Annotated in this window: 19 protein-coding genes and 6 tRNA genes; 13 read left to right on the top strand and 12 right to left on the bottom strand. The window is 51.5% G+C overall.

All coding sequences use genetic code 11. From position 1 onward, the window contains the following. Positions 1-47: 47 nt before the first annotated feature. The 3 genes from F0Q32_RS03085 to F0Q32_RS03075 all read right to left on the bottom strand — a co-directional run bounded on the left by F0Q32_RS03085 (position 48) and on the right by F0Q32_RS03075 (position 2613). Entirely contained in the window at positions 48-2231 is a 2184-nt protein-coding gene (locus F0Q32_RS03085; protein WP_149461923.1) for an EAL domain-containing protein, read from the bottom strand. Between the two features lie 190 nt (positions 2232-2421). Then, positions 2422-2497: transfer RNA gene (locus F0Q32_RS03080), tRNA-Ala, on the bottom strand. Between the two features lie 40 nt (positions 2498-2537). Then, positions 2538-2613: transfer RNA gene (locus F0Q32_RS03075), tRNA-Ala, on the bottom strand. Positions 2614-2830: 217 nt separating this feature from the next. On the opposite strand from F0Q32_RS03075, the gene F0Q32_RS03070 reads away from it, so the two are divergent. Then, positions 2831-3193, top strand: coding sequence for a YfeC-like transcriptional regulator (locus tag F0Q32_RS03070; protein ID WP_149461922.1), 363 nt, complete (start codon positions 2831-2833; stop codon positions 3191-3193). Positions 3194-3198: 5 nt separating this feature from the next. After that, a complete protein-coding gene (locus F0Q32_RS03065; RefSeq protein ID WP_149461921.1) occupies positions 3199-3597 on the top strand; it encodes a YfeC-like transcriptional regulator in 399 nt (132 codons plus the stop codon). Positions 3598-3796: 199 nt separating this feature from the next. On the opposite strand, the gene gltX is transcribed toward F0Q32_RS03065, so the two are convergent. Beyond that, entirely contained in the window at positions 3797-5212 is a 1416-nt protein-coding gene (gltX, locus tag F0Q32_RS03060; RefSeq protein ID WP_149461920.1) for a glutamate--tRNA ligase, read from the bottom strand. A gap of 257 nt (positions 5213-5469) precedes the next feature. On the opposite strand from gltX, the gene F0Q32_RS03055 reads away from it, so the two are divergent. The 4 genes from F0Q32_RS03055 (at position 5470) to F0Q32_RS03040 (ending at position 5867) form a co-directional block, all read left to right on the top strand. After that, positions 5470-5545, top strand: a tRNA-Val gene (locus F0Q32_RS03055). A gap of 44 nt (positions 5546-5589) precedes the next feature. Continuing rightward, a tRNA-Val gene (locus F0Q32_RS03050) sits at positions 5590-5665 on the top strand. Positions 5666-5711: 46 nt separating this feature from the next. Then, positions 5712-5787, top strand: a tRNA-Val gene (locus tag F0Q32_RS03045). A 4-nt stretch (positions 5788-5791) separates the two neighbouring features. Then, positions 5792-5867 (top strand) — tRNA-Lys (locus F0Q32_RS03040). Between the two features lie 106 nt (positions 5868-5973). Here the strand turns inward: F0Q32_RS03040 and F0Q32_RS03035 are convergent. Genes F0Q32_RS03035 through xapA form a run of 4 tightly spaced genes read right to left on the bottom strand, consistent with a single transcriptional unit; the run spans position 5974 to position 9260 of the window. Next, positions 5974-6858, bottom strand: coding sequence for a LysR family transcriptional regulator (locus tag F0Q32_RS03035; protein WP_149461919.1), 885 nt, complete (start codon positions 6856-6858; stop codon positions 5974-5976). Between the two features lie 40 nt (positions 6859-6898). Next, on the bottom strand, positions 6899-7057 hold the full coding sequence (locus tag F0Q32_RS03030) for a DUF1427 family protein (RefSeq protein ID WP_149461918.1): 159 nt from the start codon (positions 7055-7057) through the stop codon (positions 6899-6901). A gap of 52 nt (positions 7058-7109) precedes the next feature. Continuing rightward, on the bottom strand, positions 7110-8366 hold the full coding sequence (gene xapB, locus F0Q32_RS03025) for a xanthosine/proton symporter XapB (RefSeq protein WP_149461917.1): 1257 nt from the start codon (positions 8364-8366) through the stop codon (positions 7110-7112). A gap of 60 nt (positions 8367-8426) precedes the next feature. Continuing rightward, complete coding sequence (gene xapA, locus F0Q32_RS03020) at positions 8427-9260, bottom strand: xanthosine phosphorylase (protein WP_149461916.1); 834 nt, start codon at positions 9258-9260, stop codon at positions 8427-8429. Between the two features lie 248 nt (positions 9261-9508). Here xapA and F0Q32_RS03015 point away from each other — a divergent pair, with 248 nt between their 5' ends. Next, positions 9509-10273 (top strand): outer membrane protein OmpK, encoded by a 765-nt coding sequence (locus F0Q32_RS03015; protein ID WP_149461915.1) that lies wholly within the window; start codon positions 9509-9511, stop codon positions 10271-10273. Between the two features lie 38 nt (positions 10274-10311). On the opposite strand, the gene F0Q32_RS03010 is transcribed toward F0Q32_RS03015, so the two are convergent. Continuing rightward, the gene (locus F0Q32_RS03010) at positions 10312-11238 is read right to left on the bottom strand and encodes a LysR family transcriptional regulator (protein ID WP_149461914.1); all 927 of its coding nucleotides are present in this window, start codon (positions 11236-11238) and stop codon (positions 10312-10314) included. Between the two features lie 89 nt (positions 11239-11327). Here F0Q32_RS03010 and F0Q32_RS03005 point away from each other — a divergent pair, with 89 nt between their 5' ends. Then, positions 11328-12335 (top strand): bile acid:sodium symporter family protein, encoded by a 1008-nt coding sequence (locus tag F0Q32_RS03005; protein ID WP_149461913.1) that lies wholly within the window; start codon positions 11328-11330, stop codon positions 12333-12335. Here F0Q32_RS03005 and F0Q32_RS03000 read toward each other — a convergent pair. The 3 genes from F0Q32_RS03000 to zipA all read right to left on the bottom strand — a co-directional run bounded on the left by F0Q32_RS03000 (position 12332) and on the right by zipA (position 15665). Further along, positions 12332-12544: a DUF3820 family protein gene (locus tag F0Q32_RS03000; protein WP_015963519.1), complete on the bottom strand. Its 213-nt coding sequence runs from the start codon at positions 12542-12544 to the stop codon at positions 12332-12334. The two genes, F0Q32_RS03005 and F0Q32_RS03000, sit on opposite strands and share 4 nt — an antisense overlap. 1 nt (position 12545) lies before the next feature. Beyond that, positions 12546-14561, bottom strand: a complete 2016-nt coding sequence (gene ligA, locus F0Q32_RS02995) for an NAD-dependent DNA ligase LigA (RefSeq protein WP_149461912.1) — start codon at positions 14559-14561, stop codon at positions 12546-12548. 72 nt (positions 14562-14633) lie between these two features. Beyond that, positions 14634-15665 carry a cell division protein ZipA gene (gene zipA, locus F0Q32_RS02990; RefSeq protein WP_188016821.1) on the bottom strand — a complete coding sequence of 344 codons (1032 nt, stop codon included), beginning with the start codon at positions 15663-15665 and terminating at the stop codon, positions 14634-14636. A gap of 230 nt (positions 15666-15895) precedes the next feature. On the opposite strand from zipA, the gene cysZ reads away from it, so the two are divergent. The 5 genes from cysZ (at position 15896) to crr (ending at position 20754) form a co-directional block, all read left to right on the top strand. Beyond that, positions 15896-16657, top strand: coding sequence for a sulfate transporter CysZ (cysZ, locus tag F0Q32_RS02985; protein ID WP_149461911.1), 762 nt, complete (start codon positions 15896-15898; stop codon positions 16655-16657). 167 nt (positions 16658-16824) lie between these two features. Continuing rightward, positions 16825-17796: a cysteine synthase A gene (gene cysK / locus F0Q32_RS02980; protein ID WP_015963515.1), complete on the top strand. Its 972-nt coding sequence runs from the start codon at positions 16825-16827 to the stop codon at positions 17794-17796. Between the two features lie 380 nt (positions 17797-18176). Beyond that, entirely contained in the window at positions 18177-18434 is a 258-nt protein-coding gene (gene ptsH, locus F0Q32_RS02975; protein WP_002913505.1) for a phosphocarrier protein Hpr, read from the top strand. A 44-nt stretch (positions 18435-18478) separates the two neighbouring features. Further along, entirely contained in the window at positions 18479-20206 is a 1728-nt protein-coding gene (gene ptsI / locus F0Q32_RS02970) for a phosphoenolpyruvate-protein phosphotransferase PtsI (protein WP_149461910.1), read from the top strand. 38 nt (positions 20207-20244) lie between these two features. Further along, positions 20245-20754 carry a PTS glucose transporter subunit IIA gene (crr, locus tag F0Q32_RS02965; protein ID WP_008803873.1) on the top strand — a complete coding sequence of 170 codons (510 nt, stop codon included), beginning with the start codon at positions 20245-20247 and terminating at the stop codon, positions 20752-20754. Positions 20755-20817: the final 63 nt, after the last annotated feature.

Raw genomic sequence — 20817 nt, 5'->3', positions numbered from 1 at the left:
GCTGCGTCTACAAACGTAAAAAAACGGGACGATAATCGTCCCGTTTTTTATTTGTTCAGCTCGCTAAGTGGTGCGGGTTTACCAATCAAATAACCTTGCAGATAATCCACACCCAACTCGAATAATTTCTCTTTCTGTTCCTGCGTTTCGACGTACTCAGCCACCAGCGTCAGATTCTTCACCTTCGCCATGTCGCAAATCGACTTAACGATCAACTGATCCATCTTTTCGCTGACAATATCGCGGACAAAGCAACCGTCAATCTTGACGATGTCCGCTTCCAGACGCTTGAGGCGCTCATAGTTGGCGTATCCGGTACCAAAGTCATCAATGGCAATCAGACAGCCACAGGCACTGAGCTGGCGAATATTATGCAGACTGTTTTCCGAGTCTGAGAACGCCTGCTCTTCCGTAACCTCAATGGTAATAGCCCCGGGCGTTACCCGATAGCGTTTCAGCAGCCGAATAATTTCATCCGCCGCACCTTTCTGCATCAGGGTAAACGGCATCAGATTGATTGAGAAACGATGCCCCGAATAGTGCTTCATTTTGCTGAAGAGCGTTTCCACCACCTGCATATCAAAGCGGTAGCTCAGGTTAAACTGGGTAATAATCGGGATAAATTTATCCGGTGTAATCAGCTCACCATCGCACTGCAGGCGGCTCAGAATCTCATGGTAGCCCTTACCGTTTTTATCGACGATAGGTTGCGCATAGAGAAGAATACCGCCATGCGCCAACGCGCGCTTAACACGGTTTAGCATTATCACGCGCTCAGTCGTGAAGCCCGAGATAGCCTCCTCCCGGCTGTCCAGCGCCAGCACCTGATGCGAGCTGCACGCCTGTTCAGAAAGCCAGCTTAGTTGCCCCAGCGTGTGGTGCAACTGGTTATCTTCTTTGCCGTCAATGATGCCCCAGGACGCGCCGAATTCCAGGTCGATCACATTATTATTCCAGCTAATTTTATGATTATTCAGGAACTCAACAATGTGCGTCAGGCGCGCTTCAGTCTCCGGGCCGGTCAGCACCAACAGCAGTTCATTGCCGGGGATCTGAAAGAGTTTTTCATCGCGCGTCAGCAACGGTTGTAAATTTCGGGTGATCGCGCGCTTACAATGAATGCGCATCATCATGCCGTAATGACGGCTTAAGAACTCAAGATTATCGATGCGCAGGCAGCACACGGTCGCCTGCTGGTTCTCTTTTAACCACGATTCAAACTCACGCAGATTCGGTAGCCCGGTCAGCGGATCGATCAGCGCCTGGTCGTGCCATTTACGCTTCAACGCGTCGCCGCGTGCATAAATCTGCACCATATACAGAATACAAATGGTGAACGAGATTAACACGGACAGAACAAAAGCAACCGAGTATGCACTCAGCACCCCAAACAGGAAATGCTTGTTATTCAGCACCAGCAGGAAGGCTGACACAGACCAAATCAGAACAATCAGTACGCCGCTTAAGCGGCTGATTCCTGAGAAGAACAGGATAAAGATAATGGGAACCAGATACCCGGCAATGTACTTCGTCTCATACGGCGAACAAAGTACGGTTAACAAAATTACGAGCCCGAGAACCCAGTACAGCACAAAAGTTCGATTCTGCGACGACAGGCAAGCAGCCACATGACGACGCCAGAAGGCTCTGGCATAACGCGGATTAAGGATCATCCGCATTGGGTAATAGAAAAGCGGCGTAAACATCAGGGCCGCACATATCAGACTTTGCACATCCACGACGCCATAAACCAACGAGTGGGTGCCAAAGTAGCTGGAGACGTTTACCGGAAAATCAAGATAGTGACCAACCAGGTACATAACACTTTTGATGATCGCCGGTGTTACAAAGCCAATCCAGAAGACGACCGCGCCCATATGATGGCTGGGTAATCCGTAACGCCATCGTCGGCCAACAATCCAGCGCAACATCACCGATGAAATAAGCACGCCCAGTAACTGGCAGGTGAGTAAGATGACAGCCTGGAAAAGCGTAAGATTAACGACGAAATTATTGACCACTAAAAAGCTAATGATCAAAGGAATAACGGCGTGACGACCGAACAAGAGAACGATAGCAAACGCTGCGCTAAGCGGTAACCAGGCAAGATACGCTTCAGTACCATCAATAACGGCTTTAGGCGAGACAAAGCGAGCAAAAGGAATTGCGATTAAAGAAAGAGTTAATGCTACAAAAAACTTGCGCGACAAAATATCTGTATTAAATCTCATTAGTATTCAGAACTGCATCCTTGTCGGTACACCTATAACCCAGAATGATACTATGGGCATTATTCGAGCGAATCAAGGTGCTAAAGGAGGAAATTCCGACTAAACAAGGCGGAATACGAATATTGTTGCGGCTGGTTTAGGAACAGTATAGACAAACAAAAAACCCCCGCCACAGGCGAGGGTTTGAATTTGGTGGAGCTAAGCGGGATCGAACCGCTGACCTCTTGCATGCCATGCAAGCGCTCTCCCAGCTGAGCTATAGCCCCAACGGTGCTTTTACGTTCCAAACCTGATGGGAGCAGGATTTGGTGGAGCTAAGCGGGATCGAACCGCTGACCTCTTGCATGCCATGCAAGCGCTCTCCCAGCTGAGCTATAGCCCCAACGTAAAGCATGTCGTGTTGACGGGCGGCATAATATGAATTCCATTGCGAGGTGTCAACGGCAAAATGCTGTGTGGCACACTAATCGCTGAAAAAGCAGACAGATGAATAACATTCCGAGCACGCTCGCAGAGAGAAGTTAAACCTGTCACGCTTTCAGGTAAAAGGATGCTATAAAATGAACTCGTAATTCCCACACTGCGATTCAGGAAATAGCATGCTCAAGGAACGAATGACACCGGAAGAAATCGCCCACCTGACTGGCTACAGCCGACAAACCGTTAATAAATGGGTGCGCAAGGAAGGATGGCAAACATCGCCTCGTCCTGGTGTCCAGGGAGGAAAAGCCCGCCTGGTCCACATTAACGATCAGGTCAGGGAATTTATCTATAGCGCGCAACGCGCATCCGACACTATCGCAACTTCAAACACGCAGAGTGTGAATGACAATACGTTTCACGGCCTGTTGCTGAATCTGGCGGAGGAAATGACGCTTGAAGAACAGCGACAGTTAACCTCCTTACTGTTGCGTGAAGGGATCAGCGGCCTGCTGCAACGTTTAGGTATCCGTGGCGCATAATCGTGATGAAAAGACTCAAAGATAAAATGTCTACTGAAGAGCTGGCGAACTGTCTGGGAATGACGCGTCAGACCATCAACCGCTGGATCCGCGAACAACACTGGCAAACCGAGCCGATGCCGGGCGTGAAAGGTGGCCGTGCAAGGTTGATACACATCACGCAGCAGGTGAGAGACTTTCTGGCTAATACACCTGCCCTGCTCCACGTTGATGAAGCCGACGCGCAAATGAATGAACCGGCGAAAAGCTACTCGACTAACGAAGCGGACGTTATCTGGCAGCAGATCAGCGACACCTTACAGGTGATGACGCCAGACGAGATGGAAAAGCTGAATGTTTTACTGCGGCGTGAAGGTATTTGTGGGTTTATGTCGCGGCTTGGGTTGAGCGAAACACAGGCGTAAAAAAACGGGCTTTCGCCCGTTTTTTATTACTGACAAAGTGCGCGCTGTACTTGCCGGATGCGGCGTAAACGCCTTATCCGGCCTACAAAATATTGCAAATTCAATACATTGTAGGATGTCCTGTAGGCCTGATAAGCGTAGCGCATCAGGCAATCTCGCATTTGCCTTCAGTCTCAAACGGGCTTACGCCCTTTTTTGATTACTGCTGGCTTTCGCGCTCAGCAATAAAGCCCAGCGCTTTGTTGATGCGCTCAATGCTACGGTTTTTGCCAATCGCATGTACGGTAACGTCCAATGCTGGCGACTGACCTGCACCCGTTACGGCTACGCGCAATGGCATCCCCACTTTACCCATGCCCACTTCCAGCTCATCGGCAGTTGCCTGAATTGCGTGGTGAACATTTTCCGCTGTCCAGTCAGTGATAGCAGACAGTTTATCGCGCACCACTTCCAGCGGCTGACGTGCAACCGGACGCAGGTGTTTTTTCGCCGCATCGGCGTCAAACTCAGCGAAATCTTCATAGAAGTAACGGCAGCTCTGCGCCATCTCTTTCAGCGTTTTGCAACGCTCGCCCAGCAGTTTCACCAGCTCAGACAGCTGCGGCCCCATGCGGGTGTCGATATTTTCCTGCTCAATATGCCACTGCAGATGTGTTGCAACATACTCAGCGGGCAGATTGTTGATGTAGTGATGGTTCAGCCACTGCAGTTTTTCAGTGTTGAAAGCGCTGGCGGATTTACTAACGGCGTTCAGTGCGAAGAATTTGATCATCTCTTCACGGCTGAAGATTTCCTGATCGCCGTGAGACCAGCCTAAACGCACCAGATAGTTCAGCAGCGCTTCCGGCAGGTAGCCATCATCACGATACTGCATCACGCTTACTGCACCGTGACGTTTAGACAGTTTTTTACCGTCGTCGCCGTTGATCATCGACACGTGCGCGTAAACCGGCACCGGTGCATTCAGCGCCTTCAGGATGTTGATCTGACGCGGCGTGTTGTTGATATGGTCTTCACCACGGATCACGTGGGTGATTTCCATATCCCAGTCATCCACCACAACGCAGAAGTTATAGGTTGGGGAACCATCGGTACGGCGGATAATCAGATCGTCCAGCTCCTGGTTGCTGAACTCGATCGGGCCGCGGATCTGGTCATCAAAGATAACGGAACCTTCCTGCGGATTCGCGAAACGCACTACGCATGGCTCATCGTCAGCGTGATGTGCATGGTCATGGCGGCAACGACCGTCATAACGCGGCTTTTCTCCGTTCGCCATCTGCTCTTCACGCAGCGCTTCCAGACGTTCTTTGGAGCAGTAGCATTTATACGCCGTGCCCGCTTCCAGCATTTCGTCGATAACCGTGTTGTAGCGATCGAAACGTTTAGTCTGATAGTACGGACCTTCGTCCCATTCCAGATTCAGCCAGTTCATACCATCCATAATGGCTTCAATAGCTTCCGGCGTGGAGCGCTCGAGATCGGTGTCTTCAATACGCAGCACAAACTCACCGTCGTGATTACGTGCAAAAAGCCAGGAGTAAAGAGCAGTACGAGCACCGCCGACGTGCAGATAGCCTGTCGGGCTGGGCGCGAAGCGAGTTTTGATTTTCATTAAATGGCCTTACGTTTATTAAAGATGCCGACAACCGGCAAAACCTGGAACTGAGAAGGGCAATATTCTATCACTCCTGGCTGATTCCTCAATCTTCATCCCTCATCACGGTCAAAGTTAGTCGTTTTTGTATAGAAATCATGCGTGAGCGCATAAAACCCCACCGCTTTGTTTAATTTTACGACGAACGAACAAATTCTTAAGAAAATGCGTTGACTCATTTTGAACTCTCCCTATAATGCGACTCCACACAGCGGGGGTGATTAGCTCAGCTGGGAGAGCACCTCCCTTACAAGGAGGGGGTCGGCGGTTCGATCCCGTCATCACCCACCAACTACTTTATGTAGTCTCCGCCGTGTAGCAAGAAATTGAGAAGTGGGTGATTAGCTCAGCTGGGAGAGCACCTCCCTTACAAGGAGGGGGTCGGCGGTTCGATCCCGTCATCACCCACCACTTTCTCGCCAGCTGGATTTCTTGCAAAAATGTGAAGTACCGAAGTGGGTGATTAGCTCAGCTGGGAGAGCACCTCCCTTACAAGGAGGGGGTCGGCGGTTCGATCCCGTCATCACCCACCACTTCGGGTCGTTAGCTCAGTTGGTAGAGCAGTTGACTTTTAATCAATTGGTCGCAGGTTCGAATCCTGCACGACCCACCAATGTAAAAAAGCGCCCTAAAGGCGCTTTTTTGCTATCTGCGGTTTGAGAAACTGCCTGATGGCGCTTCACTTATCAGGCCTACAGTTCGCTCCGATCTCTCATCACCTACCGCGTCAACGCCGCCAGCAATTTAACCAGTGCAGGCGTCACCTGCTGTGTTTCATAAACAATATACAAATCTGCCGGTATTCTCTCCGCCAGTGGGCGGAAAACGACACCAGGCCAGTTCATTTGTGCGTAACTGTCTGCAATCAAAGTAATTCCAATACCCATGCTAATCATCGCTAACACGGTTTGCGGCTCATTGACCTCGCGAATAATAACCGGCGAAAATCCTGCCTGCTGGCATACACGCTGCAAAAATGCCCAATCTGTGTGTACGGGCGGCATGGTGACAAAATATTCGTCGCGAAGTGCTTCCAGTGGAATGGCAGAATAGGATGCCAGGTGATGTTCTTCAGGCATTGCGATCAGAAAAGCAGACTCATGCAAGCGTAAACTGGTAAACCCCTCCGGCAGTTCTGTCGCCATGCGCCAGATCCCTGCATCAAGTTCACGCCGCTCAAGGAGTGCCATTTGCATCGCAGGCATTTTTTCGCGAAACAGGACTTCCACGTTGGGGTTTTCCTTCAGGAACCGCCGCATGACCGGGCGCATACGTCCCCACATTGCGGTTCCCACCACGCCAAGTTCAATCCGCCCCGCTTCACCTCGTCCAATCTGCTCAACCCGCGCCAAAACCTGATTCGCGTTCGCCAGTAGCCTGCGCGATTCCTCCATCAGGATTTTACCGGCATGCGTCAGGGCAACGCTACGCGAATGGCGAATAAAAAGTTGCGTCCCGAGTTGATGCTCAAGCTCTTTAATATGAATGCTGAGTGGCGGCTGTGACATGTTTAAACGTGCCGCTGCGCGACCAAAATGTAGCTCTTCCGCTACGGCAAGGAAATAGCGGAGCAACTTAAGATCTGTTCGGTAAACGCGTTCCATAATTAAGTGCTCCGCCTGATGGTTACAAAGCATTACGCTATCATGGCATAAAGAATTTCACCACCAGATAGCCTATATACATAAATACAATTGATAATATTCCTGGCAATACATTTGGAACAGGAATAGGTAAGCGTAATACTGTAAACAACGCGCCGATACCAAAACCGACGCCTGATGAAAATAAAATATCTTTCACAGAACACCTTTTATCATAAAAGCAGCCCCGAAGACCGGCGCTGCCAATCCTTTTAATGCGTGATAGCACGATGCGCTAATTTTTCGGGATCATGCTTATATTTAAACCCGAAGAAAAATATGACTGCGAGGAATAATGAATATCCTGCAAACATCAGCCAGATGGTATGCCAGTCTTTCACGCCATCCACCGAGAAGTAATCCACGGCCATGCCGCTCAGAATCGAGCCAACCCATGCGCCGACGCCATTTACCATGGTCATAAAGAGCCCCTGGGCGCTGGCACGAATGCTGGAATCAACTTCCTGTTCGACAAAGACCGAACCAGAAATATTGAAGAAATCGAATGCACAACCGTAAACAATCATCGACAGCAGCAGCAAAATAAACCCGGTTGGTGATGGGTCGCCATAGGCGAAGAAGCCAAAGCGCAGCGTCCACGCCACCATACTCATTAGCATGACGGTTTTAATGCCGAAACGTTTTAAAAAGAACGGAATCGTCAGAATGAAACCGACTTCAGCCATCTGTGAAACTGACAGTAAAATGGACGGATATTTCACCACAAAGCTATCAGCAAACTCAGGATTACGGGCGAAATCATGCAGGAACGGGTTGCCAAATACGTTGGTAATTTGCAGCACTGCGCCCAGCATCATGGCGAAGAGGAAAAAGATAGCCATGCGTGGATTTTTAAACAGCACGAAGGCATCCAGACCCAGCTTGCTGGCAAGCGATGTAGTCGCTTTTTTCTCCGCAACCGGAATCTTCGGCAAAGTCAGCGCATAAGCCGACAGCAGCAATGACGCACCAGACGCGATATACAGCTGCAGACTACTCAATTCCAGATGCAGCAGGCTTACTGCCCACATCGCGACAATGAACCCCACCGTACCAAAAACGCGAATGGGTGGGAAAGCGGTCACCGGGTCAAGCCCTGCCTGAGCAAGACAGGAATAAGAGACGCTGTTCGATAACGCGATAGTCGGCATAAACGCCATCGCATTGACTAACATTACCCAAAACATCATATCCGGATCAGTTACGGATGCCGCATAAAAAAGTACGCCCGCACACACCAGGTGACACAGCATGTATGCACGTTCTGCGCGCAGCCATTTGTCTGCGATGATCCCCATTATACCGGGCATAATAATCGCGGCGATCCCTTTGGAACTGTAAACCATGCCAACATTAGCGCCGGTGAAATGAAGGGTATTAATCATGTAAGAACCGAGGGTAACCAACCAGCTCCCCCAGATAAAATATTGCAAAAAGGACATTACCTTTAAGCGCAAAGCGATGCTCATAATCGTTTCCTTGTCGCATCATATGGCCTCACCCAGTGAGGCCGTTTATTGTTGTTTTACTCAGGCAATTTTGCGCAGAAAGCCGCAAATAAGATTAATAAAGTTCTGCTTTGAGAGTTCCGCTGCAGCCAGCGTCTGGGCATGAGAAAGCTTCACGTCACTCAGACCTTCCGCCATGTTGGTAATCGCAGAAACGGCAACCACCTTAAGGTCGCAGTGGCGAGCTGAAATCACCTCAGGCACGACGGACATCCCCACGACATCGCCGCCGATAATCTGCATCATGCGAATTTCAGCTGCTGTCTCAAAGTTCGGCCCCGGATACGAGACGAACACGCCTTCTGTCAGTGGGAATCCCTCTTCTTTCGCCACTGCTTGTAACAGTGCGCGATAATCCGCATCGTAGGCATTTGCCAGCGAGAAGAAGCGCTCACCAAAACGCTCATCGTTAAGACCCACCATCGGCGTTCCCGGCATGGTGTTGATGTGATCTTTCAATGCGACCAGACTGCCGGCCCCCACTTCAGGACGCAGTGAGCCAGCCGCATTGGTGCAAAACAGCAACTCGCAGCCCAGCAACTTAAAGGTACGGATTGCATCCGTCATGATGGTCATCCCACGACCTTCGTAGAAATGTCCGCGACCTTTCATGCACGCCACCGGCACCCCCTGGAGATAACCCAGCACCAGCTCACCCGCATGGCCGTGTACGGTACTTACCGGGAAACCCGGCAGCTTTTCGTAGGAAATTGCGACCGCGTTCTCAATCTGATCGGCTAATGCGCCCAGTCCTGAACCTAAAATAAAGGCCACTCGTGGAGTGAAATCAGGTTTGTAAGCCCGGATAATATCGACGCAGTACAGTGGGTTATGAGAAAATTGAGCCTGAGACATATCGATCCTTTTTTGGTAGGGTTGAATCTAAAGCCTTTTTATAACGAGATATCCCCACCCCTTACCAATACACTTTTACCCTGTATTCAATAGCGATTCGATATCGATATATTTATATTCTTTCACTATTAATAAGTAGTAAAAACTGTATTGGTACTCTCTCTTCCCTTGCATTAACAATATGCCGTTTTTAACAATCCTTTTTATTAAGCAATCTACTAATAACGATCGGCATAGGGAATTATGCTATGAAAAAACATCTTTTAACTCTGACACTCTCCTCGCTATTAGCGATACCTGCTTTATCCCATGCAGAATTTAAAGGCGGTTTCGCTGATATAGGTGTTCATTACCTCGACTGGACTAGCAGAACCACTGAAAAATCGTCGACCAAATCACACAAAGATGATTTTGGATATCTGGAACTGGAAGGCGGCGCTAATTTTAGTTGGGGGGAAATGTACGGGTTCTTCGACTGGGAAAACTTTTATAACGGCCGCCACGATAAACCGGGCAGCGAGCAGCGCTACACATTTAAAAATACCAATCGTATTTACCTGGGTGATACCGGATTCAATCTTTATCTACACGCGTATGGCACCTATGGTTCTGCGAATCGTGTGAATTTCCACGACGATATGTTCCTTTACGGCATCGGCTACAATTTCACCGGCAACGGTTGGTGGTTCAAACCGTTCTTTGCTAAGCGTTATACAGATCAAACCTATTACACTGGCGATAACGGCTATGTAGCCGGTTGGGTTGCAGGTTACAGCTTTATGCTGGGCAGTGAGAAATTCACTCTCACCAACTGGAACGAGTACGAGTTTGATCGTGATGCCACCTACGCGGCAGGTAACGGTGGCAAAGAAGGTCTGAACGGCGCCGTGGGGTTGTGGTGGAATGCAACATCACACATCACCACGGGGATTCAGTATCGTTATGCGGATGACAAACTGGGCGAAGATTTTTACCAGGATGCGATAATCTACTCCATCAAATTTAATTTCTGATCGATATCTGCCGGTGCTCCCGGCAGATAAAAGTAAGACTAAATCCGATACAAGGGATCCCCTTCCCTCCCTGCCATCAATGCGCGCCCCTGGGCGCGTACCACCTCCCATAATGCTTCAGCGGCAGTTGAAAGCGAACGGTTCTTCCTGCGCGCCAGCATTAACTGACGTTCCACCACCGGTGTAATACGCTTCACCACCAGCGGGCTGCCCTCGGGTAACGGCAAGGCCAGCGCCGGGAGAATGCTGATGCCGATACCGGCAGCCACCATCGGGAACAGCGTCGCCGGGTGGCCAATCTCCTGCACGATATCCGCCTGAATAGCGTTGCGCACCAGCGCGGCGTCAATCAGCGGTCGGCTGCCTGAGGCGTAATCCTGCAACACCAGTTTCGCCCCCTGCAAAGCCTGCCAGGGAACATAATCTTCTGCGGCCAAAGCGCTATCGCGATGGCAAAGCAGGAAGAAAGGCTCGGAAAGAATCGCTTCACACTGCAGATCGCCCACTGCCCCTGGATCGATGACGATGCCAAAATCCACATCGCCCTGACGAATACTTTCCATCACCCACTGCTGCGGACGATCGTGCAGGACAAACTGAATATCCGGATAGCGGCGATGGCTTTCGGCAATACATTGCGGAATAAGATGCGCGGAAATGGTCTGGCTAGCAGCAACACGGACTTTTCCGCTCAGTTGTTGCCTCATACGCCCGGTATCGCGCAACGTGCTGTTCAGTTCATCCAGAAGTCGCTCCAGACGCAAAGCTAACTGTTGCCCTGCTTCAGTGAGCACCACTTCACGCGTGGTTCTGTCCAGCAGGCGAACACCTGTGTGATTTTCCAGCTCCTTCACGCTGTGACTCACCGCCGACTGGCTCAGGCCGATACGCTCTCCCGCGCGGCTGAAACTTTTCTCCTGCGCCACCGTGACGAAAACCTTTAATTGCTTTAGTGAGTAATTCATCTATTTTCTTCATGAATGGATGCAATAAATCAATTTTATTTCTCAAACTGAAAGAAGCACAATAGCGCCATCGATTTTCAGGAGTCTTTATGAAACTTTTTCGTATTCTTGACCCGTTTACGCTGACGCTCATTACCGTGGTGCTGCTGGCCTCTTTCTTCCCGGCTCGCGGTGAGTTTGTGCCTTTTTTTGAACATCTGACCACCGCCGCAATTGCCCTGCTGTTCTTCATGCACGGTGCAAAATTGTCTCGCGAAGCGATTATTGCCGGGGGCAGCCACTGGCGATTGCACCTGTGGGTAATGTGCAGCACCTTCATTCTCTTCCCGGTGCTGGGGGTACTGCTGGTGTGGTGGTCGCCGGTAGCGGTGGACCCGGCGCTGTATACTGGTTTCCTCTATCTGTGTATTCTGCCGGCAACCGTACAGTCAGCCATCGCATTTACATCGCTTGCGGGCGGGAACGTTGCGGCAGCGGTCTGTTCTGCGTCTGCGTCCAGCCTGCTGGGGATCTTCCTGTCGCCGTTGCTGGTTGGGTTGCTGATGAACATGCACGGTGCGGAAGGCAGCCTTGAGCAGGTCGGCAAAATCATGCTGCAACTGCTGTTACCGTTCGTGCTTGGGCACCTTTCTCGCCCGTGGACCGGCACATTTGTCGCGAAACATAAGAAGTGGATTGGCAAAACCGACCAGACCTCCATTCTGTTAGTGGTTTACTCCGCATTCAGCGAAGCGGTGGTGAACGGTATCTGGCACAAAGTGGGGCTGGGTTCGCTGCTGTTTATCGTGGTAGTGAGCATCATCCTGCTGGCGATTGTGATTGCCGTGAACGTGCTGGTCGCACGTAAAGCAGGCTTTAATAAAGCGGATGAGATTACGATTGTTTTCTGCGGCTCGAAGAAAAGCCTGGCGAACGGGATACCGATGGCGAACATCCTGTTCCCGACATCGGTTATCGGCATGATGGTGCTGCCGCTGATGATATTCCATCAGATCCAGTTGATGGTGTGCGCGGTACTGGCGCGTCGCTACAAACAGCAGGCAGAAAAACTGCAGGCCGAAGAGCAGGCCCGCGCGGCGAGGACTTCCGACGCTTAACGCTTCAGGGGTTGCACCAGTTGGGTCAATCCCTCAGTTTTAATCAGCAGCGTTAAGGCCATCAGCTCGCCCAGATGCCCGGCAGGAAATTGATCCTTACGAGCGAACCAGAGCAAATACTCCTCCGGGACGTCAATCAACCGACGTCCCTTATACTTACCAAACGGCATTTCCGTATTGGCAATTTCAATGAGCTGTGCCTTATCCATATCAGACGCCTAACAGCCGTAGCATTTCGGCTTCATCAATGACCTCAATGCCCAGCTCCTGCGCTTTTGCAAGCTTAGAACCCGCCGCTTCCCCGGCAATCACCAGGTCAGTTTTCTTCGACACGCTGCCCGCCACTTTTGCGCCAAGTTCCACTAAACGCGCCTTCGCGTCATCGCGTGACATCTGGCTCAGGCTACCGGTCAGGACCACCGTTTTCCCGGCGAACGGGCTGTCAATGTCTTCAGCATTAATCATAACCGCTGCAGGCCAGTTCACACCCTCTTTCAGCAACTGCTGAATGACGTCGCGATTGCTTTCCTCGGCAAAGAAGTTGAATACATGTGTGGCAACCACAATGCCGACATCCGGCACTTTTTGCAGCTCTTCAATCGATGCGGCTTCCAGCGCTTCCAGCGTACCAAAATAAGCCGCCAGGCCAGCCGCCGTGGCTTCACCCACTTCACGAATTCCAAGTGCGTAGAGGAAGCGTGCAAAGGTCGTATTTTTCGCTTTTTCCAGCGCGTTGACCACATTTTGCGCCGATTTCGGCCCCATGCGATCCAGCCCGGTCAGCTTGCCTGCGGTTAATGTGAACAGATCGGCAGGCGTGTGGACGTACTCTTTTTCAACTAGCTGATCGATAATTTTATCGCCCATGCCGTCAACATCCAGCGCGCGGCGCGAGACAAAGTGCTTCAGCGACTCTTTACGCTGCGCCCCGCAAATCAGGCCGCCGGTACAGCGCGCCACCGCTTCGCCTTCCACACGCTCGACGTCAGACTGACAAACCGGGCAATGGGTCGGGAAAACAATTTCCTGCGTCTCTTCCGGGCGCTCAGAGAGCACCACATTCACCACCTGCGGGATAACATCCCCGGCGCGGCGAATCACCACTTTATCGCCAATACGTAGCCCAAGACGTTCGATTTCATCGGCATTATGCAGCGTAGCATTGCTCACCAGCACGCCCGCGACCTGCACCGGTTCAAGGCGCGCAACCGGGGTAATCGCCCCGGTGCGGCCCACCTGGAATTCTACGTCGCGCACGAAGGTCATCTGTTCCTGCGCCGGGAATTTAAAAGCCACGGCCCAGCGTGGGGCACGCGCGACAAAGCCCAGTTGTTCCTGCAATGCCAGCGAATCGACTTTAATCACCACGCCATCGATATCAAAACCGAGCGTTGGGCGGTCTTCTTCAACCTTGTGATAGTAAGCAAGCACTTCCTCCGGGGAGTTGCAGCATTTTACGCGATCGCTGACTGGTAATCCCCAGGCTTTAAACTGTTGCAGACGCCCCATATGGCTGGCGGACAGTTCACCGCCTTCCAGAATACCGACGCCGTAGCAGAAGAAAGTAAGTGGTCGCTTCGCCGTGATACGCGGGTCAAGCTGGCGCAGTGAACCTGCGGCAGCGTTACGCGGGTTGGCAAACAATTTGCCCCCGGTACGACGCGCATCATCATTAATTTTTTCAAACCCAGCCTGTGGCAGGAAGACCTCACCACGCACTTCAAGGCGCGCCGGAATATTGTCACCGCGCAGTTTTAGCGGGATCGCGCGAATGGTGCGCACGTTCGCGGTAATGTCTTCCCCGGTGGTGCCATCACCGCGTGTCGCCGCCTGCACCATCACGCCGTTTTCATACAGGATGCTCACCGCCAGGCCATCCAGTTTCAGCTCACAGCAATAGACCAGCGCGTCGCTGCTTTTCAGCCTATCCTGCACGCGCTTGTTAAAGGCGAGGAAGCTCTCTTCATCAAACACGTTATCCAACGACAGCATAGGCACTTCGTGACGCACCTGGCTGAATGCGGCCAGCGGCGATGCGCCCACGCGTTGCGTCGGTGAATCTGGCGTAATCAGTTCGGGATGTTGCGCCTCAAGTTCGCGTAGTTCACGCATCAGGCGATCGTACTCGGCGTCCGGCACTTCCGGCGCATCCATAACGTGGTAGAGATATTCATGATGGCGAAGCGTGGTTCGCAGTTCATTCAGTTGTTGTTCGATCGGTTCCATATCACACCATCAATGATAAAAAACCCCCGACAGGCGGGGGTTCAGGGAGAGTTGATAAAACGCCAGCCGTTATCAGGCGTTCGATTCCAGTACGTCGCGGATGCGGTCCTGGTATTCGCGCAGTTTCTGCGGCGTCATCATCCGACGCTGATCGTCAAGCACTACACCACCCACTTCATCGGCAATGTACTGTGCAGACTGCAACATCAGCTTGAAGTTTTGCAGTGCATCGCCGTGTGCCGGTACCTGCATAAAGATAGTGATACCCGGCGTCGCCATATCCGCCATATTTTCAGGGTCGAAGGTGCCGGGTTTCAGCATGTTCGCCAGGCTGAAAAGCGCAGGGCCGCTGCCGTCAGGGCTTAAATGGCGATGGAAAATATTCATATCGCCAAACTTGAACCCGGCCTGTTGGATACTGTTCAGCAACAGTTCACCGTTGATCTGCGTGCCCTGATGTGCAGAGACGTTCATCACAATGACGGTTTCTTTACGCTCTGGCTTCGCAGGCGCTTCTTCAACCGGCTTAGGCTCTGGCTGCTGCACAGTGGCTGGCGCAGGTTGCGGTTGTGCGACCTGAGGTTCTGGCGCGGCAGGCTGTGGCGGAGCAACCGGTTGAGGCTGCGGCGCGGCGGGCTGCACCGGCTGAGGTGCGGCAACAGGCTGCGGCTGCGAATGAGGTTGTGGCTGATGAACCGGCTGCGGCTGCGCATGCGGCGGCTGGACAGGCGGTTGCTGCACGCGCGGCTGTTGAGGCTGCGGTGCGGATGGCCGGGCTGGCTCCTCGTGGCGCACAGGCTGTTGCACCTGACGCTCATAAGGGGGCTGGTACTGGTGCGAAGGCGCCTGATGAGGTGCGTCATGCTCCCCTGCTACGCCCGGGGCGTGATTGACCTTGTGGACACGAACTTCGCCCACGCCTTCATCACTTTCATCGAAGCCATCATCAGACTCGTCGTCTTCACGAGACTTCATGCGTTTTAGTGGGCGATCGCGGAACATTGACGAGCGCTCTTTACGGCTGGTCCAGAAACCATGAACCAGAAGAGCGAGTATGGCGATCGCGCCAACAATGATTAATATCAGACGCAAATCCTGCATCATTATATTCTCTGTTGTTCTAACACCTTGCCACCACGGCAAACATTTACTCCCTAAGGGTATTTGCCCAACACGTCAAGTGCAAGTGCGCACATGACATTCCCCGCAGAAAGATAACCTAAATCGTGCTTTTTGCTGTTTTTTCGAACATTTCCTAACTGGTCATTCCCTGACAACCCGATAATATACGCAGGTAATTTCGTAGCTGTCAGACACAGGAGCATTTGCTGACCATGGTTTCATCATCCACCCCTTCCCCGCGCAGCGGTCTCTACTATTTCTCGCAGGGCTGGAAACTGATCGGGTTACCCGGCATTCGCCGGTTCGTTATTCTACCGTTGCTGGTCAACATTGTACTGATGGGAGGCGCGTTCTGGTGGCTGTTCAGTAAGCTCGGCGAGTGGATCCCTTCGCTGATGGGGCGAATCCCTGACTGGCTGCAATGGCTGAGCTACCTGCTGTGGCCGGTGGCGGTGATTTCGATTTTGCTGGTGTTCGGCTACTTCTTCTCGACCATCGCCAACTGGATTGCCGCGCCATTTAACGGCCTGTTGGCGGAACAGTTGGAAGCGCGTCTGACCGGTGCGACGCCGCCGGATACCGGTGTGCTGGGCGTAGTAAAGGATGTGCCGCGCATAATGAAGCGTGAGTGGCAAAAGCTGGCGTGGTATCTGCCGCGCGCGCTGGTGCTGTTGGTGCTCTATTTCATCCCCGGCATCGGGCAGACCGTCGCGCCAGTATTATGGTTCCTGTTCAGCGCATGGATGCTGGCGATTCAGTACTGCGATTATCCGTTCGACAACCATAAAGTGCCGTTTAAAACCATGCGCACGGCTCTGCGTGAGCGCAAAGTGTTGAACATGCAGTTTGGTGCGCTGGCGAGTCTATTTACCCTTATCCCGGTGTTAAATCTGGTCATCATCCCGGTTGCCATCTGCGGCGCAACGGCGATGTGGGTCGACTGTTATCGCGATAAACACGCAATGTGGAAGTAACTGCTTGAGGCGCTCACGCCCGTGAGCGCCGTTATGCTTTCCTTATTCCATCCTGGCAGCCATTATTTCCCTTCTGAATATAGATATGCTAATTACTTACTTCCGCAGATTCTTTAAGCAGGTATGCTGGGGCAGTACCCCAAATTTCATACAGTTAAGGACAGGCCATGAGTAAGATTTTTGAAGATAACTCGCTGACTATCGGTCACACGCCACTGGTTCGACTGAACCGCATCGGTAACGGACGCATTCTGGCGAAGGTAGAATCACGCAACCCAAGCTTCAGCGTTAAGTGCCGTATCGGTGCCAACATGATTTGGGATGCAGAAAAACGTGGCGTGCTGAAACCGGGCGTAGAGCTGGTTGAACCCACCAGCGGTAACACCGGTATCGCGCTGGCCTATGTCGCCGCCGCTCGTGGCTACAAACTGACGCTGACCATGCCGGAAACCATGAGTATTGAACGCCGTAAACTGTTGAAAGCGCTGGGTGCAAACCTCGTACTGACAGAAGGCGCGAAAGGCATGAAAGGCGCGATTCAAAAAGCAGAAGAAATTGTTGCCAGCGATCCGGAAAAATTCCTGCTGCTGCAGCAGTTCAGTAACCCGGCGAACCCGGAAATTCACGAAAAAACCACCGGCCCGGAAATCTGGGAAGACACCGATGGTCAGGTTGACGTGTTTATTGCTGGTGTCGGTACTGGCGGTACGCTGACTGGCGTGTCGCGTTACATTAAAGGCACTAAAGGCAAAACCGACTTGATTTCCGTCGCGGTTGAACCCACCGACTCCCCGGTCATCGCCCAGGCGCTGGCAGGTGAAGAAATCAAACCGGGCCCGCATAAAATTCAGGGTATCGGCGCCGGTTTCATTCCTGGCAACCTCGACCTGAAACTGGTTGATAAAGTTGTCGCTATCACTAATGAAGAAGCCATTTCCACCGCGCGTCGCCTGATGGAAGAAGAAGGCATTCTGGCAGGCATCTCTTCCGGCGCAGCCGTTGCGGCAGCATTGAAACTTCAGGAAGATGAAACCTTTACCAATAAGAATATTGTGGTTATCCTACCGTCTTCGGGTGAGCGTTATCTGAGCACTGCGTTGTTTGCCGATCTCTTCACAGAGAAGGAACTGCAACAGTAGTGCCAGCGTGTTAAAAGCGCGTAAAAAAGCACCCTTTTGGGTGCTTTTTTGTGGCACGCATCAAACTTTTACCCCCCCTGCCATTGCTTCACTGCATCAGGTCTGGTATTTAACATTCAGATTTATTTTGATGCGCGAAATTATTCATTTCCGGATTTGCACAAGCTGAATCGATTTTATGATTTGGTTCAAATCTCGCTTTCGCGGCATAATGTTTAATGTTAAGCGAAGCGCCGAAGGCCAGTAGCGCACGAATCGGAAACACGTGTACCGATTCCGGCGCTCAGAATCGTGACATCGCTGATTACTACAGGCTAAAGTCAGGCCGCCAGGCTAAACTTTAGTTCCACAACACTAAACCTATAAGTTGGGGAAATATAATGTTCCAGCAAGAAGTTACCATTACCGCTCCGAACGGTCTGCATACCCGCCCTGCTGCTCAGTTTGTTAAAGAAGCGAAAGGCTTCACTTCTGAGATCACTGTGACCTCCAACGGCAAAAGCGCTAGCGCAAAAAGCCTGTTCAAACTGCAAACTCTGGGTCTGACTCAGGGTACCGTTGTAACCCTTTCTGCTGAAGGTGAAGACGAACAAAAAGCAGTTGAGCATCTCGTTAAGCTGATGGCTGAACTCGAGTAAGTTCCAGAGTTCTTTTTCATATCAGTCACAAGTAAGGTAGGGTTATGATTTCAGGCATTTTAGCATCCCCGGGTATCGCTTTCGGTAAAGCACTGCTGCTGAAAGAAGATGAGATTGTCATCGACCGGAAAAAAATTTCTGCCGATAAGGTTGATCAGGAAGTTGAGCGTTTTCTGGCTGGTCGCGCCAAGGCGTCGGCACAGTTAGAAGCCATCAAGACTAAAGCTGGCGAAACTTTCGGTGAAGAAAAAGAAGCTATCTTCGAAGGGCACATCATGCTGCTCGAAGATGAAGAGCTGGAGCAGGAAATCATAGCCCTGGTTAAAGATAAGCACATGACTGCTGACGCAGCGGCTCATGAGGTTATCGAAGGTCAGGCGACTGCCCTGGAAGAACTGGATGATGAATACCTGAAAGAGCGTGCGGCTGACGTACGTGACATCGGTAAGCGCCTGCTGCGCAACATCCTGGGTCTGGCTATCATCGACCTGAGCGCAATTCAGGACGAAGTTATCCTGGTTGCTGCTGACCTGACCCCGTCCGAAACCGCACAGCTGAACCTGAACAAGGTGCTGGGCTTTATCACTGACGTCGGTGGCCGTACTTCTCACACCTCTATCATGGCGCGTTCTCTTGAACTGCCTGCGATTGTGGGTACCGGCAATGTCACCTCTCAGGTGAAAAACGACGACTATCTGATTCTGGATGCCGTAAACAACCAGGTTTACGTCAACCCGACCAACGAAGAGATCGAAAAACTGCGCGCCGTTCAGGAGCAGGTTGCTTCTGAAAAAGCTGAACTGGCAAAACTGAAAGATCTGCCGGCTATCACTCTTGATGGTCACCAGGTTGAAGTTTGCGCCAACATCGGTACCGTGCGTGACGTAGAAGGCGCTGAGCGCAATGGCGCAGAAGGCGTGGGTCTCTATCGTACTGAATTCCTGTTCATGGACCGTGACGCGCTGCCAACTGAAGAAGAACAGTTCGCTGCGTACAAAGCCGTTGCTGAAGCCTGTGGCTCTCAGGCGGTTATCGTCCGTACTATGGACATCGGTGGCGACAAAGAGCTGCCGTACATGAACTTCCCGAAAGAAGAAAACCCGTTCCTGGGCTGGCGTGCCGTGCGTATCGCAATGGATCGTAAAGAGATCCTGCGTGATCAGGTTCGCGCCATCCTGCGTGCGTCCGCTTTCGGTAAACTGCGCATCATGTTCCCGATGATCATCTCTGTTGAAGAAGTACGCGCCCTGCGCAAAGAGATCGAAATCTACAAACAGGAACTGCGCGACGAAGGTAAAGCATTTGATGAGTCCATCGAGATTGGCGTCATGGTGGAAACACCGGCTGCGGCCACGATTGCTCGTCATTTAGCCAAAGAAGTTGATTTCTTTAGTATCGGTACCAATGATTTAACGCAGTACACTCTGGCAGTTGACCGTGGTAATGATATGATTTCACATCTTTACCAACCCATGTCACCGTCCGTCCTGACGCTTATCAAGCAGGTTATTGATGCTTCTCATGCTGAAGGTAAATGGACTGGCATGTGTGGTGAGCTTGCAGGCGACGAACGTGCTACACTTCTGTTGCTGGGTATGGGTCTGGACGAATTCTCAATGAGCGCCATTTCTATCCCACGCATTAAGAAGATCATTCGTAACACGAACTTCGAAGATGCGAAGGTATTAGCAGAGCAAGCTCTTGCTCAACCGACAACGGACGAGTTAATGGCGCTGGTTAACAAGTTCATTGAAGAAAAAACAATCTGCTAATCCACGAGTTCGGCCCAATTACTGCTTAGGAGAAGATCATGGGTTTGTTCGACAAATTGAAATCTCTGGTTTCTGACGACAAAAAAGACACCGGTACTATTGAGATTATTGCACCGCTCTCTGGCGAAATCGTTAACATTGAAGACGTGCCGGATGTGGTTTTTGCAGAAAAAATCGTTGGCGACGGTATTGCTATCAAACCAACTGGCAACAAAATGGTTGCGCCGGTTGATGGGACTATCGGCAAGATTTTTGAAACCAACCATGCCTTCTCTATCGAATCCGATAGCGGCATCGAGCTGTTCGTTCACTTCGGTATCGACACCGTTGAACTGAAAGGCGAAGGTTTCAAACGTATCGCTGAAGAAGGCCAACGCGTGAAAGTCGGCGACCCGGTTATCGAATTCGATCTGCCGCTGCTGGAAGAGAAAGCCAAGTCTACCCTGACTCCGGTTGTTATCTCCAACATGGACGAGATCAAAGAGCTGATCAAACTGTCCGGTAGCGTAACTGTGGGTGAAACCCCGGTTATCCGCATCAAGAAGTAATTCTTGCTGAACTAAAAAAGGCGCCGAAAGGCGCCTTTTTTGTCTCTGTTATCTCTTTACCGA

It is taken from the genome of Pseudocitrobacter sp. 73 (assembly GCF_008369545.1).
Taxonomy (GTDB): Bacteria; Pseudomonadota; Gammaproteobacteria; order Enterobacterales; family Enterobacteriaceae; genus Pseudocitrobacter; species Pseudocitrobacter vendiensis.
This window is presented reverse-complemented; position numbering and strand designations above follow the sequence as displayed.

Bases quoted from the DNA above. Each gene is read 5' to 3' on its own strand.
- F0Q32_RS03065 (WP_149461921.1), top strand. From the start codon at position 3,199: ATGAAAAGACTCAAAGATAAAATGTCTACTGAAGAGCTGGCGAACTGT.
- gltX (WP_149461920.1), bottom strand. From the start codon at position 5,212: ATGAAAATCAAAACTCGCTTCGCGCCCAGCCCGACAGGCTATCTGCAC.
- ligA (WP_149461912.1), bottom strand. From the start codon at position 14,561: ATGGAACCGATCGAACAACAACTGAATGAACTGCGAACCACGCTTCGC.
- F0Q32_RS03070 (WP_149461922.1), top strand. From the start codon at position 2,831: ATGCTCAAGGAACGAATGACACCGGAAGAAATCGCCCACCTGACTGGC.
- zipA (WP_188016821.1), bottom strand. From the start codon at position 15,665: ATGATGCAGGATTTGCGTCTGATATTAATCATTGTTGGCGCGATCGCC.
- cysZ (WP_149461911.1), top strand. From the start codon at position 15,896: ATGGTTTCATCATCCACCCCTTCCCCGCGCAGCGGTCTCTACTATTTC.
- F0Q32_RS03085 (WP_149461923.1), bottom strand. From the start codon at position 2,231: ATGAGATTTAATACAGATATTTTGTCGCGCAAGTTTTTTGTAGCATTA.
- F0Q32_RS03000 (WP_015963519.1), bottom strand. From the start codon at position 12,544: ATGGATAAGGCACAGCTCATTGAAATTGCCAATACGGAAATGCCGTTT.
- cysK (WP_015963515.1), top strand. From the start codon at position 16,825: ATGAGTAAGATTTTTGAAGATAACTCGCTGACTATCGGTCACACGCCA.
- F0Q32_RS03035 (WP_149461919.1), bottom strand. From the start codon at position 6,858: ATGGAACGCGTTTACCGAACAGATCTTAAGTTGCTCCGCTATTTCCTT.
- crr (WP_008803873.1), top strand. From the start codon at position 20,245: ATGGGTTTGTTCGACAAATTGAAATCTCTGGTTTCTGACGACAAAAAA.
- ptsI (WP_149461910.1), top strand. From the start codon at position 18,479: ATGATTTCAGGCATTTTAGCATCCCCGGGTATCGCTTTCGGTAAAGCA.
- F0Q32_RS03010 (WP_149461914.1), bottom strand. From the start codon at position 11,238: ATGAATTACTCACTAAAGCAATTAAAGGTTTTCGTCACGGTGGCGCAG.
- xapA (WP_149461916.1), bottom strand. From the start codon at position 9,260: ATGTCTCAGGCTCAATTTTCTCATAACCCACTGTACTGCGTCGATATT.
- F0Q32_RS03005 (WP_149461913.1), top strand. From the start codon at position 11,328: ATGAAACTTTTTCGTATTCTTGACCCGTTTACGCTGACGCTCATTACC.
- xapB (WP_149461917.1), bottom strand. From the start codon at position 8,366: ATGAGCATCGCTTTGCGCTTAAAGGTAATGTCCTTTTTGCAATATTTT.
- F0Q32_RS03015 (WP_149461915.1), top strand. From the start codon at position 9,509: ATGAAAAAACATCTTTTAACTCTGACACTCTCCTCGCTATTAGCGATA.
- ptsH (WP_002913505.1), top strand. From the start codon at position 18,177: ATGTTCCAGCAAGAAGTTACCATTACCGCTCCGAACGGTCTGCATACC.